Below are 15,090 nucleotides of genomic sequence, written 5' to 3' on the forward strand. Positions count from 1 at the left end.
CTTAATTCTTTTAAATTGCCTGTTGTTGTAGTGTATGCAAGTCAACTGCTTGCACTTCTACTAGCTTACTCAGTTGTGAGGTTAATAAATAGATAGGTTTGTCACTATCTACCGTCATTTTGACGTGGAATAAGTCATCTTGGCCCTGCAACTCTAGATTGGTGAGGCGAAACCCTCGATGCCGAGCCACTCGCAAGAAGCGCTCCACCGCGATACTTTGTTGTTTTACTGCAACGGTTAAATGGTGTTTCATGAGTGGCTCTCCATCATCATTTCATCATTGGCAGCACCCGGTGGAACCAGCGGCCATACGTTTTCTTTGTCGTCTATGCATGCATGTAAAATATAAGGCCCTGTAGCATTAACGAATGCGTCAACGGCGTCATCTACTTGGTTTGCATGGGTGATTGTTTGTCCTGGGATGCCAAATACGGCAGCCAAAGAGACAAAATCTGGGTTATCGGAAAGGTCTGTTTCGCTGTAGCGACCATCAAAAAAGAGTTGCTGCCACTGCCGAACCATGCCCAGTCTTTGGTTATCTAATATGAGAATTTTGACTGCTAGGTTGTTGCGGCGAATGGTCGCCAGCTCTTGAATGTTCATCATGATTGAGCCGTCACCAGACACCGTAATAACGGTATTATCGGGACGTGCTATCTGCGCACCAATGGCGGCTGGCAGACCAAATCCCATGGTCCCTGCGCCACCACTACTGAGATGATTGCTGGGGTGGCTAAATTTCATATGCTGAGCCACCCACATTTGGTGTTGACCAACATCACAACAAACCACAGCATCATGGGCGAGCTTTTGACTAAGCTGATTTAATAAATATGGGGCAAATACTTTTTCACCTGGGTAGTCATAGCGCCACGCATGCTGGCGTTGTAACGACGCCAAATGACCTAACCACTCGGCATCGGTAACAACACATTCTAGCTGAGGTAACGAATGTTTCAGATCGGCAACCAGTGATGCCGCCGCCGGTTTACGCTTACCCACTTCTGCAGGGTCGATGTCTAAATGGATCACCTTAGCGCCTGCGGCAAACTTCGCCAAATTACCCGTAACACGGTCATCAAAACGCGCACCGATGCACACCAACAAGTCGCATTGTTGCACCGCTAGGTTCGCCGCTTGTGTGCCATGCATGCCCAGCATGCCTAAGTCATAATCGTAATCAGGTAATACGCTGCCCAATGCCTTCAAGGTAGACACCGCTGGCATGTGCGTTTTCTCTAAAAATTGCATTAGTTGAGGCTGCGCATCCGCATTATGAACGCCACCACCAATATAGGCGACTGGCCTTTTTGCATCACACAATAGCTGATTGGCTTTTTCTACCTCAGCTTGCGACAACCTCGGCTGCTGCTCTTGTGGTGCTGCAAACGGATGAAAAGGCACCTGAGCCAGTTGCACGTCTTTCGGAATGTCCACCAACACCGGACCAGGACGTCCAGATTGCGCCAGATAGATGGCCTCTTGTAACACTTCAGCTAGGTCTTCAGGGCGCTCCACCATGTAGCTGTGCTTAGTACAAGATAAAGACATGCCCAGTACATCCACCTCTTGAAACGCATCGGAGCCGATGGCAGCGGTTGGCACTTGTCCCGTGATCGCCAGCAGTGGCACTGAATCCATCATGGCATCTGCCAATGCCGTGATTAAGTTGGTTGCACCGGGGCCGGAAGTGGCAAAACACACGCCCAACTTGCCGCTACTGCGAGCGTAACCCACGGCTGCAAAGCCAGCTCCTTGCTCATGACGAGTTAAGTAATGCTTTACCGGCGCGCCATACAAAGCATCGTAAATCGGCATAATGGCACCACCTGGGTAACCAAATACGTGCTTTACGCCTTGCTCTTCTAGCACCTTGATAACAAGTTGTGCGCCGGTTGTTGAATTACTCATGTTTTACTCTCAATTTGCCCTAAAACGAAAACGCCCCCCGAACCTTTTGGTGCGGGGGGCGCTTATGCTGATTATGTTTGTTACAGCACTAACTAGCCCCCGCGGTAATAATAATCACCACGCTGATAATCACGACTAGTAGAGTTGTTGTCTGTAACATTTAAAATTCCGTCAATGTATTTGTGTTAAAGGGTCTGTTTTGACCCCTTTGCTATGTCTTTTTCTATTAGTACCGCGTCAGAGGCTCTGAAGTCAACATAAAAACTATGTCATTTAAAAGTAATATCAAGCACCAATAGAATAAAAAAACCAAATAAAAAGCAAATTAAGAATAGATTAATACAAACTCAATAAATTAAGCACGTTCTATTGGGCTAGCCGCTTGTTCTAGAAAAAATTACTTTTTGCGCCTTATAAGATGAATTTTTTTCTACTGCAATTACGCCGGCACTTTTTTAGTGACATTGAGGTGGCGTTATCGCAGACTAGCCTTTTACCAATAACAAGGATTGCTGACATGATTAAACAACTATCCGCTTTTGTGTTGCTGTATTTTTGGCTAGCACTTTTTAGCGTTTCAAGTTACGCCGAAGTGGGCCTTTGGCAAATCAGCAAGGGCGATACAACATCTTATTTATTTGGCACCGTGCATGTCGGTGATAAGCAAATGCAAGGGCTACCAGACAAAGTAAAAAGGGCCATAGAGAAAAGCGACAAAGTCATGGTCGAAGTTAACCTTGAGTCTTTATCACCGTTGCAAATTCAACAGCGCTCGATGCCTTTCATGCTGTTGCAAGGAAATGAAACGCTACAAAGTACGCTGTCACCAGCGGTGTATAAAAAAGTGGTTGACTACTTCGCAGCCAAACAGATTGATGTTGCGCTGTTTGAGCGCTATGCACCTTGGGCTGTGATGGTGACCATTTTACAACTGGAATACCAACGTCTTGGTTTCAGCGAGGCCAATGGCATCGACAAGCAGGTGGTGAATTATGCACAACAGCACAATATCCCCATTGGCGAATTTGAAAGCTTAGAGTATCAACTTAAGATGTTTAGTCAGTTAGGACAATATAGCGATGCCATGTTGCAAGAAACGTTCACCCAAATGGCGGATCTCGATACTTACTTTTTAGACATGATCAGCGCCTGGCGCCAGGGCGACCTAAAACAGCTTGAGCACTACTACAACACCAGCTTTGCTGAAGGCGAATATGGCGCCCTAGCAGAGCGCTTAATGATTAAAGAGCGTAACAATAATTGGCTCGAAGCACTGCAACAGCAACTTCCCCATGAATCTTTATTTGTTGCTGTTGGCGCACTTCACCTAGTGGAACGCTATGGCTTAATCACGCAGTTGCAACAGCAAGGATACACGGTAAGTAAAATATAACTGCTCTGGCGCTCGCTCATGAGCGCCTCTTTTGCAATTAAAAAATAAATTTTGTTGCTTTGAACCTTTTGCCAATAGCGCGCGACTTACTTGTTAAACACAAACATAACAGCAGGTTTCGCCATGAAAAAAACACTACTCGCTTTAGCACTAGGACTCGCTAGTATCAGCAGCCAAGCACAAGACTCGCGCACCATTCAACAATCATTTAACAGCAACGACATCAGTGAGCTTGAGATTGATGTCCCAGTTGGCCAAGTCGATTTAACTACCTACCAAGGTAACACCATTGAAATTGATATTCTGGTCGAGCCCAAAGACAGCGACGATTGGTTTGGTGATGTCGATCTTAGTAAAGCCGTGCTGGAGAACTCAACTTCGGGTGGTACATTGGCTTTGGAAATCGACTCCGACGATTACGAATTAACTTGGACGGTGAAAGCACCAGAGCACCTAGCGTTAGACATTGAAGTCGGCGTCGGTAAAATCGAGCTACAAAACCTCAATAACTCTGCTGAATTGGAAGTGGGTGTCGGCAAGATAGATATTCACACTAAAACCGATGACTATAACCGTATTATGCTCGATTCGGGGGTGGGTAAAACCCGTATGTCGGGCTTTAGCTTCAGCAGTGAGCAGCAAAAAAGCATGGTTGGCTCAACCTCTGAGTACAATGGCTCAGGCCGTTACAATTTGGATGCCGAAGTAGGAGTGGGCAAAATCAAGTTACAACACGATTAAGCCACTGAGTGCATTAAGGTGGTTATTTTTTTCAGCAAGTCATCAGGCTGCAACGGCTTAAACACATGAGCCGTTGCACCTAATTGATACACTCTTTCAAGATCAGTAAGGTTAGTGTTCGCCGTCACCACCAAAATCGGCACTTGCTGATCGCGCTCACGCAGTTTTTCCGTTGCTTCAAAGCCGTCCATCACCGGCATATTCAAGTCCATTAACACTAAATCAAAGGCTTCGCTGTCATACACTTCCAGCGCCAATGCACCATGCTCTACATGCTGTATCGACTGCGTCAACGGTTGTAACATACTTTCAATCACCTTGGCATTAAGGACATTGTCTTCCACCAACAACACCCTTAATGGAGCTGTTGAAGACGCCGCAGTAGGCGTACTTGACTCCTCGCAAAGCTCAATAGGCATGAGCAGCAAAGCTCGGGTGCCCATTGGCTTTATTTTGCTAAACCTCAAGCTGCCACCCAAAGCTGTCACCAACAACCGACAACGCTTCAAACCAAGTTGTGAACCTTGAAAATTATCTGACTCATCAGCTTCTTGTAAGCTCACGTAATCAAACCCCGGACCACTGTCATCAATGATGATTTCTAGCATCGGTTGCTGCTCGATGTAGATTAAATCAGCCACGACTTGAATCTTACCCTGCTCGGTAAACTTAATGGCATTGGTGATTAACTCGTTCAACAGCCAATTTATGCGCTTGTAATCACAGTAACAGGGCATATAGAGCGTTTTACTAATGGCCATATTAAACGCCAATGACTTTTGATGTGCCGACAAGCGATAAGCAGCGCAGGCAACCTTGAGTTCAGTGCCAAGCTCCACTTGTTGGCGTTCAGGTACAATTTCGTGCATCGACAAATGGTTAAAATCTTCAATGGAGTAAAGTAAGTTATCTAGCTGTTGACTGGCATCTCTAACATGTTGCAAGTGCCGCTCATCTTTTTCTTGCCAGTAAGCATCTAGGTAACCTTGCACCGCTTGCAGTGGCGTTCGCAGCTCATGGCTGACACGCGATAAGAAGCGTGACTTTGCTTTTAATGCCGCATCGGCCAACTCACGAGACTCTTCTAGCCCGGTGAGCGTGGCTTCAATTTTCTGGCGCATCGGCCTAAAAATAAACCGGGCTTCCAAAGCCAGAAGTAGCAGCCCCAGTAACCAAAGTGCTATTTCTATGCTTCTCACCTGCTCTGTTTTTTCTTCCGCATAGCCTTCAAATAAGCTCACGGCACGGTTTAAGTCAGGCAAAAGTTGCTGTGACTGCGTGCGGATGGCCTGTGCTAACTCGCTGTTCGGATCCTCTAAAAAGGCTCTAGTGGCTTGAATAAATTGCACAGAGCGCTGAGCTAAGTTGACCGGTGAATCGAAGTACAACCTCTGCAACTGGGCATTCAGGTAGGGGTACTCAGCGCCGCTCGACTGAGTGAGAAATTGATGATTTCCCTCAAACTTTAGCAAGGCCGCCATCAGCTCACGGTGCTGCACTTTGTTTGGTTCGCTGCTGAATAACGCAATACGTTGCGAGAGCATGCGCTGCATCCCGGCAATGTTGATGACATGAGCATCTGCACTTTGTTGCCGTAACAGAAACTGCATTAGTAACATTGCAATGGTTAATAAAACAGCCATTGCCAGTAATGCGCCAGTGTATTTTAAACGAACATTATGCCCTATCGACATCTTCTTATAATCACCATCATGCAGAACGGCTAAAACTAAAGTGTAGCTGAGCCAGTTAATAAATACAGCAAAATACTTGACACCTAGACGGCCATAGTGGTTCAATGCGCGCTCACCCTATTTGCATAGTTTGTAGCCATGGCTGCAAACTTAGGGCTGGAAGAGGTGCGTTATTCAGGTAACTAAGTGAAGGAGAGCAAACTCCGTTGCAACTTAGTGAGGGGAATAAACGCCGAGAGATTAGTTAATTTGCGATAACTAATTTCGGGCGACTGGGCTGAATCCCAGCGACTGTCACCAACACATTTGGTGGAGAGCTTCTGGTCTTAAAAAATAAGGCCCGTTGCCTTATCTATTTTTAAGTCCATTGCTCTTCGAATTTTAACGGTTCGAAGTTTGGACATACCCGCCTAAACTCCGAACATGATTTAAGTTCGGTAGAGATGAAATCACAATTCAACTTATCTGACTATCCGTTATGGACGGCTTTAGTAACGCCTTTTGACGCGCAGGACCAGGTCGATTATGACGCCTTAGCGCAACTGGTGCGTGAACAACAAGACGCTGGTAACGGTATTTTGTTACTCGGCAGTACTGGCGAGGGCTTAGCATTAAGCCAAGCAGAACAACAAGGTATCGTCGAGTTTGTCTGCCAGCAACCCCACACCACTCCCCTTATGGTGGCCGTAGGTGGTAGTAACCTTGAGCAACAGCTTGCTTGGGTAGAGTTTTGTAACCAGCAACCCATTGACGCCTTATTACTGGGCTCGCCGATTTACGCCAAACCCGGTGAAGTTGGCCTTACACACTGGTTTACCACACTGTTAGATGCCAGTGACAACCCTTGCATGATCTACAATGTTCCAGGGCGCAGCGCCGTAGCCATTGCTCCTAAGGTGCTGGCGAGACTTGCCCAGCACCCTAACCTTTGGGCACTAAAAGAAGCCAGTGGTGATATTTCGGCATTTGAAGCATTTCGCCAAGCCGCCCCAAAGGTGCAGATTTACAGTGGCGATGATGCCTTAATACCTTATTTTGCCCAAGCCGGTGCCGCAGGGCTGGTTTCAGTTGCCGCCAACGCTTGGCCACAGCAAACCGCGGAATACGTTAGACGCGCTTTAAGCGGTACTTCGGTAAACTTGTTTACCATCTGGTCTGAGGCGGCAAGTAGCCTATTTGCCGTGGCCAACCCCATCCCTGTTAAAGTTCTGATGCACCTGCAAGGGAAGCTGTCCAGCCCGAACTTGCGTCCACCATTGACCCATTTAGAACTCCCAGAGACCACCGCGCTGAGCCGCGCAAACGAATCAATTTTAGCTTGGAATTAAGGTAGTAAAGATGAGCTGGTTAACTCTTTTAGATAATTTAGAATCAGGAACCGTGCGTGCAGCAACGCAAGATGAGCATGGTCAATGGCACGCCAATATCACCGTAAAAGAAGGCATTCTGGAAGCCTTCCGCAATGGCGTCAACACGGAATATCCCGGCGGCTTCGTCGATAAAGATAACCTTGCTCCGCAAGGCTTTGCAGCCGATGCTGGCGTGCGCATGGTGCCAGGCGGTAGCAGTGTTAGACGCGGCGCCTATGTCGCACCAGGAACCATTATTATGCCTCCCGCCTATGTCAATATCGGTGCCTACATCGATGCCGGTACTATGGTGGACAGTCATGCCTTAGTAGGCTCTTGCGCACAGATTGGTAAGAATGTGCACCTCAGTGCTGCCGTACAAGTAGGTGGCGTATTGGAGCCTATTGGTGCCAGCCCGGTTGTGGTGGAAGACGATGCCTTTATCGGTGCCGGCTGTGTGTTAGTCGAAGGCGTGGTGGTGAAACGCGGTGCTGTGTTAGCCCCAGGGGTACGCTTGTCGGCGAGCATTCCCGTTTATGACTGCGTGAATGAGCGGATGCTGGATAAGCTCGAAGCGATCCCAGAGAACGCCATTGTCATCCCAGGCTCCCGTCCCGCCTCCAGTGACTGGGCAAAAGCGCAAGGGCTAAGCATGTCCTGTGCATTAATTGTTAAGTATCGCGACCAGCAAAGTGACGCATCGCTGGAGCTTGAAGAGGTGCTGCGCTAATGAGCTGGTTGAGCACGCCGCAGCGCGCAATCGCTGAGTCACTGGTACAGCAACAAAGCACTGCGTTTTTTTGCTATGACTTAGATCAGCTAGCGCAGCACGTAGAGCCATTATTGCAGCAAGATGTGGTTAAACTTTGGTACGCGGTTAAAGCCAACCCGCTATCGCATATTATTCAAACCCTAGATAAAGCGGGGTTTAATTTTGATGTTGCTTCAATAGGTGAGCTAGAGCAAGTCTTAGCACAAGATGTTAGTGCCAGCCGCGTGCTCAACACCGGGCCGGCAAAATCGCTGGCACAGATCCGCACTTTTGCCGCAAAGGGAGTGCGCGTCTTCGTCGCTGAAAGCCATAATCAGGTGCACTGGCTTAATCAAGTGGCCAGTGAATACGATGCCCAATTCACCGTTTTACTGCGCGTGCAATTACGCTTTGATAAAGCAGAAGAGAACCCATTGGGTGGTAACACCTTAACGCCCTTTGGCCTTGGCTGTGAGCAGTGGCAATCCCTACCTCTGAGTCAGTTTCAGCACCTTGATGTCGCCGGGCTGCATATTTTTCAGTGGGGTAATATGCTCTGTAGCGACACCTTGGCCTCGCTGTGGCAAGCCATGATCGCGCCATTATTAGCATTGGCAGAAAGCCTAGGGATACGGCTACGTATCCTTGACCTTGGTGGTGGCTTAGGCATTCCTTATCAACAGTCGGATAGCGCCATCGCTTGGCCTAAGCTGGTTGACGCCCTAGCCGCCATCAAAGCGGCAACCCAGGTCGATGAGCTGTGGATGGAGTTAGGCCGTTTCGCGGTAGGCGAGTGTGGCTTTTACTGCAACCCAGTGGTAGAGCAGAAACAAAATTATGATGCTCAACAGTTGATCATGGCAGGCGGTGTTAATCACCTGCTCCGCCCTGCCGTTACCGGGCAAGCGTTCCCCGCAGAGTTACTGCGTCAGTCTAGCGCTGAGTCCGTGACATTTCACGTCCATGGTCCGCTTTGCACCGCGCTGGATAAACTCGGTGAATTCTCATTGCCAAGAGATTGCAACGAGCACGACTGGCTGGTGTTTAGTCAATGTGGCGCCTACGGTTACACCGAAAGCATGCCCTTTTTTCTTTGTCATGAGCTGCCGGGGGAGTACGTCATTCGCAATGGCGAAGTGCTCTGTGCGCGCCCTGCAGAGCCGGCGATGAACTATTTGAGGTAATCATGAACACCATTACACAGCAAAACATTCAGGTTGGAGAAATAGCCAATGGCTTGCCTTTGAGTATTCCCGTGTACCGTCTGCAGGGCAATGGTCAAGGGCCAAAGGTGTACATTCAGGCTAATATGCATGGCGCTGAAGTTCAAGGAAACGCGGTGATTTATCAATTACTGGAGCGCCTTAAACACTTGCCATTACAAGCCGACATTACCCTAGTTCCCTATGCCAACCCCATTGGCTGTAATCAAAAATCGGGAGAGTTCACTCTCGGTCGTTTCGATCCCATTACAGGCACCAATTGGAATCGTATGTATGTCGATCACAGCGCGATTGCCACCGAGTTCGCCGCGCAACACCCTGACCTTGCCGTCGCCGACATCAAACAGCAATTTCGTGCTCAGTTGATTGCGCGTAACCAGCAACAACTTGATGCCGCAGCAGATCGCGTCAATACCGGTAAACGCATTGCCCTGAACTTACAACAGCTGGCTCATGAAGCCGATATTGTGTTGGATCTCCATACTGGCCCAATTTCAGCTAAGCACCTGTACTGCCCTGAGTACGCCAAACACAGTGCCCGTTACTTCAACATTCCCCATGTGCTATTAATTCCCAGTGATTTTGATGGCGCCATGGATGAAGCGAGCTTTTGCCCTTGGTGGCAACTGCAACAAGCTTACGCCAAGATTGGCCGTGAGATCCCGGTAATGACCGAAGCATTTACGGTGGAATTGGGCTCGCAAGAAAAGATCGATCTTGATGAAGCGCTCTATGATGCTAACAGTATCTTGAGCTATCTCAGTTACAAAGAAGCATTCACCGAGTCGCTGTATCAACCTCAAGAGATGACCCGCTATGCTTGCTTGCTGGAGAACTACCGCGCCTTTTATGCCCCCATGGGCGGCATGGTGGAGTACTCGGTCAAGCCGGGAGAGCAGGTGCAAGCAGGACAAACCATCGCAAAAATTCTGCGCATGGAACGCTATTTATCGGAAGCACCGCTTAACCACATCACCCTAGATGAAGACGCCATTGCGATCCTCCACTTTGCTTCTGCCAGCGTCAATCAAGGCACTGAATTATATAAATTTTTCACTAAGGTCGAGACCTTGTAAAAGTATTGCGTGAGAGTAAGTCGAACCTATTAGGTGATAACTTACTAAGGTGGGGCGGCAGTTGCCGCCAGCCTTTTTTGCTTTTTTTCGCTAACCCGCGATGATTCATTGGGCTTTCAGCTCAGTTGCGTAATAATGTAATCAATTGTACGCAATCGACGGCGCTTAAAAGGATCCCCATGAGACCATTTGCTTTACCTTCGCTCGCTCTATTAACACTCCCTCTAACCGGCCTAGCTGCAGCGCCACAAGATGACATTGATTTAGTGAAACAATGTGTACTCAATGCCGTGTTAACCGCAGATAAAAACACCACGGTGGAGCAAGTGCGCACAGAATGCGCCAAAGCGGCGCCAGAAAAAAACTTTAGTCAGCTGGACAAACGCATGGCGCGTGAGCGCGTCACCGAGCAAAACCGCAACGTGTTAACGCCGCATAAGCGTAATTATATCTTGCCCGTCTCTTACATGACCAACGTCAATTCTCGCCCGTTTGATGGTTTAAAAGCCATTGATGACGAACGTGGTGAGCCCATTGATAACTTTGAAGCCAAGTACCAAATTTCTTTAAAGGCACCGATTTACCATAGTTTTTCCGATAAAGATCAAGCCGTCTATTTTGCCTTTACTCTGCAGTCTTATTGGCAGCTTTATAATAAAGACGTGTCCTCACCGTTTCGTGAAACCAACTATGAGCCAGAAATTTTTTGGATTAACTTTTTAGACGACGAAAACGTGCTGTGGGGTGATGAAATGGCGTTTGTGCTGGGTGTGTCGCACCAGTCTAATGGCCGCAGTCAACCTAACTCCCGTTCCTGGAACCGCATTTACGCTAACTTTATCTGGGAAAACAATGGCTTTGTATTTAGTTTTAAACCTTGGTATCGGATCCCAGAAGACCCGAAAGAAGATGTGCTAGACCCACGCGGCGACGATAACCCTAATATCGATGAGTACCTTGGTCATTTTGAACTGCGCGGCGCTTATCGCTACGAGGAGCATGAGTTTGGTTTTATGTGGCGTAATAACTTACGCAGTAATAACCGTGGCGCGCTGCAGCTAGACTGGTCATTCCCAATTTGGGGGAGACTACGTGGCTATGCGCAATACTTTAATGGTTACGGCGAGAGCCTCATAGACTACGACAGTCATACTCAGCGCTTAGGTGTTGGCGTGCTGTTAACCGATATTTTGTAAATAGCAGCACAGCGCTAATTTCGTAGCGCTGTGCAATGCAAGATTATTGCGGTTTTACTACCACAAACTGGCCATCAAATTTGGCCACTAGCTTATCACCATCAAAGACACTCACAGGCACACGATACTTCGCCTTACCCTCATTATTGAGCGCAGCCAGATCGCCTTCACACTCTGCGATGATGACTGTCGCGGCTGGCGCCGTGGTGAGCGGCTTTAAGTACTTGATGTTGGCATCCGCTAAGACAATGTCACCCTCAAGACCCAGCTCTTTCAGTGCTAGGTAAGTGGCTCCCCACCCTGTCAACGTAGCCATACTATAAATGGACCCTGCAAACATGGAGTTATGCAGGTTTAAGTTGGCTTTTAGGTCTGCTTTAGTGGAAAACTGCCAGTCGGTATAACTTTGCACTTTTATCCCCATGGCATCGCTGATTGGGATTGACTCACGCCAGGTGTTTTGCAGTACTTGAGTCCAATCTGGCTGGCGGAACCACCCCGGCTCGGTTGGGCGCTGTTTAACCATTTTCCAGTGCTGAACATCGCCATAGGCAAGGTGGGCTTTTTCGACCACTTCGTAGCCGTGTCGCTCATAAAAAGATAAGGCGCGCTCACGGGCAAAAAGCACAAGCTCTTGTGCCTGTTGTGTCCAAGCTACAATCTCCAGCTCATGCAGTAAACGACTGCCAAGGTGATGGCCGCGATGCCCTTCGGCCACCGCCATATAGCGTACTTGTGCCTGCTGGTGATCGTTAAAATGAAGCCGCGCAACGCCTAGCACTTCACCATCATTGTTTTTGATAAAGCGATGCTCTGCCTCTTGCTCCAAATCATCTTGCTCGCTGCCGCGAGGCTGATCCCATGGTGCTCTTAATACTTGCCACCGCAGTTGATAGTAGGCTTGCCAATCTTCGCTGCTTTGTGGTGAAGATACCTCAAACATCACTGACTCCTGTTGTTTATTGCCTTTGTCACGCATCATGTCATTGCGCAGTTGTTACACCCTACAAGATAAGCTCAGTGTAGGGAATAAAACACGTTAAAACACTTATTCTTTAGTGTAAAAACTAGTGAACAAACTGGCATTCACACAATCCTCGTCTATGATGATGTAATCATGGGGGAATTTATTACTCACAGTGGCACTATTAGTAATGATTTTGTAGCTCAAAGCCACCAGCTTGGTCACCTACTGTATTGGCATAAACAAGGCCGTAACAGCATCCAAGTAAGGCAAGAAAAATCACTGCGCTGGCTACTGATTAATGACACATTACAATCCGTTGTGGAGCTAAACCACCCGGAACACCTGCTATTTCCTCATTTAAAAGCATTTGCTCAGCGTTGGCAGCAAGTTACGCCTCCCACTAGTGTACTTGAGTTAGGCTTAGGAGCTGGTGCTATTCGCGACTATTTAGGTACCCTTTATCCCGAGTGTCACATCACCACCGTCGACAATAACCCCGATGTCATTCACTGTTACAAACGCTACTTTGGTGGCGACCCCTTATGTGATGTGAACTGCGTTGATGTCTTCAAAGCATTGCAACAAAACAAGCGCTACGACTGGATTATTCTGGATCTATTTAGCGAAATGGAGCCGCCGCTGTTTCTCTTTCAGCATCGCTTTTACCGCTTATTGCGCGCCGCCATTAACGAAGGAGGGAGACTGTATATTAATTTCCTCAGCGATCATGAGTCGCAGCTCAAGCAGCTGCAACACCTATTAATCACCAATTTTGGTAAAAAGCCTCGAATTGAACCCGTAAATGACTACGCCAACATTCTCATTGAAGTCAAACGCTAGCCCAACTTATACCAATTCGCTTAATTAAGTGGTCTATTTGAGGCGAGATAATTCTGGCGATAACCAGGCGAAAATTTTGCTATTTAGTTGTTCTAAATGAGAAATTTTTAACGCAGTTAGCGTCGAATTTGCTCCCTCAAATTGAGCAAGTATTAATGCGGATTGGTATTAACCTAAAGGCTAAAATTAAACGTGACCGGACCATCGTTCACCAAAGAGACCTTCATATCAGCGGCAAATTGCCCAGTGGCCACCTGCAGTCCCGATGCTTTAGCTTGCTGCACAAAATAGTCATAAAGCTGCTCTGCCTGAGCCGGGCTACCGGCACTGGAAAAGCTAGGTCGCATGCCTTTTTTGGTGTCTGCCGCCAAAGTAAACTGGGAGACCACAAGTAACTCACCGGCAATATCTTTAACACTGAGATTCATTTTGCCGTTGTCATCGGTAAATATGCGGTAGTTACTTACCTTATGCAGTAACTTATCTGCGGTTTCTTCACTATCGGGCTTTTCGACCCCCAGCAACAACAAAATCCCTTGACCAATTTCGCCCACTACTTCGCCGTCCACAACTACCTGCGCTTGTGACACTCTTTGAATTAACCCCTGCACATTGACCTCTTTTTATCTATCAACATCTAGCCTTTACAAAAGGCTATCACAGCTACATTTTAATTGAATTTTCAGAATCAAGATTACTATCAACTCAACGTAGCCTTGTCATCCCCAAATGAAAGCGTCTGAATATAACACCTTTAAAAAGTAAGTATGGGCAGGACCAGACTTGAAAAAAACATTTTAATTGCAAAAAAAAACATTTTAGATAAAATAAATTCACAACCCATTAAATATAATTGATTGGATTGTGGATTTAAACTTTAAAGAAAAGGATTGTTATGTATAAAACTTTGATTCTCATTTTGGCACTTTGTGCCTTTAAAGCAAACGCATCGACTAAAGTAATAGAATGCTATGATTGTAGCTCCTCTAAAGAGTATCGGGTTGCAGCAAGAAGCGCTAACATCAACGATATTGTTACTGTAATTGACTTAAAAGAGAAAAATATAAGTAAGTTTCAGATCAGTGCAATTCAAGATGATAATGGCTTTGTTCTACAAAAAGTAGCAAAACCTGTTAACATCAGTACCAGTGTTAAACAAGAGTTTGCCTTACTAGTTGATGTAATAATTAATCCCGAGAACCATTATCGCGTTCCCCCTGAGCTGGCTGATTCACCCTATGATTTTGTTGGTAATACATACCTTGTAAATCAACTTGCCCGATACGCAGCACAGAATCAGCATGGTCTGCTCAGAGTGGCTAACTCCATACAAAGCTTCTTAAGTTCACTTACGACAAGTACATTAAACTTTTCTTTCCCGATTATATGGCGATTTGATAATGGCGCAGTTGCCTTATTTAAAGTATCAAATATAGATGTCGCCACAGGTACAGTCTACCTATCTTTTCAAGAAGGGTATGATAAGTCAGGGAACCATGTGACTAACGAACTCTCAAAAATGACGCATAAATTCACTTTTGAGAATGAGCAGGATATGCTTGATTACATTGAAGCGGTAAGAAGTATCAGTAATATACCGATTATCCCCAGCTTTAACTTCTCAACGTTTCCGCCAACACAGGCCTCGAGTGAGTTTACTTGTGAAGACAATAAATGTACCTTATATTTTACTGCTCCTGAGTAAACAATAACAAAAGCAAACGTCGGCCTAAATTGATTTTAGGCCACTACAGATAAAACATAGGACTGTTATGAATATTATTGGATTAGGTTTTTTCGGAAGCATATTGCTGCTTTTAGCGAGCTTAGGCGCGATGGTACTGCCTTTTTATATCCTCTATCGGGTCATTAAAGCGGGTGTTCGCGATGGCATTAAAGAAGCTAGGTTTGAGCAAAGTAGTAAGTAATCGTCTTTATTGAGTAATTGT

15 protein-coding genes and 1 riboswitch are annotated in these 15,090 nt (G+C 46.8%); of the genes, 10 read left to right on the forward strand and 5 right to left on the reverse strand.

Features of this window, described 5'->3' with window-relative positions:
- Positions 1-10: 10 nt before the first annotated feature.
- Both ilvM and ilvG read right to left on the reverse strand, forming a co-directional pair.
- Positions 11-253, reverse strand: a complete 243-nt coding sequence (ilvM, locus tag ACNKW2_RS08430) for an acetolactate synthase 2 small subunit (RefSeq protein ID WP_336567865.1) — start codon at positions 251-253, stop codon at positions 11-13.
- Positions 250-1,911: an acetolactate synthase 2 catalytic subunit gene (gene ilvG, locus ACNKW2_RS08435; RefSeq protein WP_419148158.1), complete on the reverse strand. Its 1,662-nt coding sequence runs from the start codon at positions 1,909-1,911 to the stop codon at positions 250-252. The genes ilvM and ilvG overlap by 4 nt, the downstream gene beginning before the upstream one ends.
- A gap of 517 nt (positions 1,912-2,428) precedes the next feature.
- Here ilvG and ACNKW2_RS08440 point away from each other — a divergent pair.
- A complete protein-coding gene (locus tag ACNKW2_RS08440; protein WP_419148159.1) occupies positions 2,429-3,304 on the forward strand; it encodes a TraB/GumN family protein in 876 nt (291 codons plus the stop codon).
- Positions 3,305-3,427: 123 nt separating this feature from the next.
- Positions 3,428-4,045, forward strand: coding sequence for a hypothetical protein (locus ACNKW2_RS08445; RefSeq protein ID WP_419148160.1), 618 nt, complete (start codon positions 3,428-3,430; stop codon positions 4,043-4,045).
- On the opposite strand, the gene ACNKW2_RS08450 is transcribed toward ACNKW2_RS08445, so the two are convergent.
- Positions 4,042-5,844, reverse strand: a complete 1,803-nt coding sequence (locus ACNKW2_RS08450) for a response regulator (protein WP_419148161.1) — start codon at positions 5,842-5,844, stop codon at positions 4,042-4,044. The genes ACNKW2_RS08445 and ACNKW2_RS08450 overlap by 4 nt on opposite strands.
- A gap of 47 nt (positions 5,845-5,891) precedes the next feature.
- Positions 5,892-6,067: riboswitch (Lysine riboswitch) on the forward strand.
- 115 nt (positions 6,068-6,182) lie between these two features.
- Here ACNKW2_RS08450 and dapA point away from each other — a divergent pair.
- From dapA to ACNKW2_RS08475, 5 genes are all read left to right on the forward strand, one after another.
- The gene (gene dapA / locus ACNKW2_RS08455) at positions 6,183-7,067 is read left to right on the forward strand and encodes a 4-hydroxy-tetrahydrodipicolinate synthase (protein ID WP_419148162.1); all 885 of its coding nucleotides are present in this window, start codon (positions 6,183-6,185) and stop codon (positions 7,065-7,067) included.
- Positions 7,068-7,077: 10 nt separating this feature from the next.
- Positions 7,078-7,818, forward strand: coding sequence for a 2,3,4,5-tetrahydropyridine-2,6-dicarboxylate N-succinyltransferase (locus tag ACNKW2_RS08460; protein WP_336567873.1), 741 nt, complete (start codon positions 7,078-7,080; stop codon positions 7,816-7,818).
- Positions 7,818-9,023: a PLP-dependent decarboxylase gene (locus ACNKW2_RS08465; RefSeq protein WP_419148163.1), complete on the forward strand. Its 1,206-nt coding sequence runs from the start codon at positions 7,818-7,820 to the stop codon at positions 9,021-9,023. The genes ACNKW2_RS08460 and ACNKW2_RS08465 overlap by 1 nt, the downstream gene beginning before the upstream one ends.
- A 2-nt stretch (positions 9,024-9,025) precedes the next feature.
- A complete protein-coding gene (locus tag ACNKW2_RS08470) occupies positions 9,026-10,138 on the forward strand; it encodes a succinylglutamate desuccinylase/aspartoacylase family protein (RefSeq protein ID WP_419148164.1) in 1,113 nt (370 codons plus the stop codon).
- 179 nt (positions 10,139-10,317) lie between these two features.
- Positions 10,318-11,334, forward strand: coding sequence for a phospholipase A (locus tag ACNKW2_RS08475; RefSeq protein WP_419148165.1), 1,017 nt, complete (start codon positions 10,318-10,320; stop codon positions 11,332-11,334).
- Positions 11,335-11,377: 43 nt separating this feature from the next.
- Here the strand turns inward: ACNKW2_RS08475 and ACNKW2_RS08480 are convergent, their stop codons facing one another.
- Entirely contained in the window at positions 11,378-12,277 is a 900-nt protein-coding gene (locus ACNKW2_RS08480; RefSeq protein WP_419148184.1) for a bifunctional GNAT family N-acetyltransferase/hotdog fold thioesterase, read from the reverse strand.
- 174 nt (positions 12,278-12,451) lie between these two features.
- On the opposite strand from ACNKW2_RS08480, the gene ACNKW2_RS08485 reads away from it, so the two are divergent.
- Positions 12,452-13,141 (forward strand): spermidine synthase, encoded by a 690-nt coding sequence (locus tag ACNKW2_RS08485; protein WP_419148166.1) that lies wholly within the window; start codon positions 12,452-12,454, stop codon positions 13,139-13,141.
- 173 nt (positions 13,142-13,314) lie between these two features.
- Here ACNKW2_RS08485 and dtd read toward each other — a convergent pair whose 3' ends face one another.
- Positions 13,315-13,752 (reverse strand): D-aminoacyl-tRNA deacylase, encoded by a 438-nt coding sequence (gene dtd / locus ACNKW2_RS08490; protein ID WP_419148167.1) that lies wholly within the window; start codon positions 13,750-13,752, stop codon positions 13,315-13,317.
- Between the two features lie 284 nt (positions 13,753-14,036).
- Between dtd and ACNKW2_RS08495 the strand changes: the two genes are divergently transcribed.
- Together ACNKW2_RS08495 and ACNKW2_RS08500 are read left to right on the forward strand one after the other, a co-directional pair.
- The gene (locus ACNKW2_RS08495; RefSeq protein WP_419148168.1) at positions 14,037-14,846 is read left to right on the forward strand and encodes a hypothetical protein; all 810 of its coding nucleotides are present in this window, start codon (positions 14,037-14,039) and stop codon (positions 14,844-14,846) included.
- Positions 14,847-14,913: 67 nt separating this feature from the next.
- Positions 14,914-15,069, forward strand: a complete 156-nt coding sequence (locus ACNKW2_RS08500; RefSeq protein ID WP_419148169.1) for a hypothetical protein — start codon at positions 14,914-14,916, stop codon at positions 15,067-15,069.
- The last annotated feature ends 21 nt before the right edge of the window (positions 15,070-15,090 follow it).

The organism is Pseudoalteromonas 'SMAR', assembly GCF_048515945.1.
Lineage (GTDB): Bacteria > Pseudomonadota > Gammaproteobacteria > Enterobacterales > Alteromonadaceae > Pseudoalteromonas.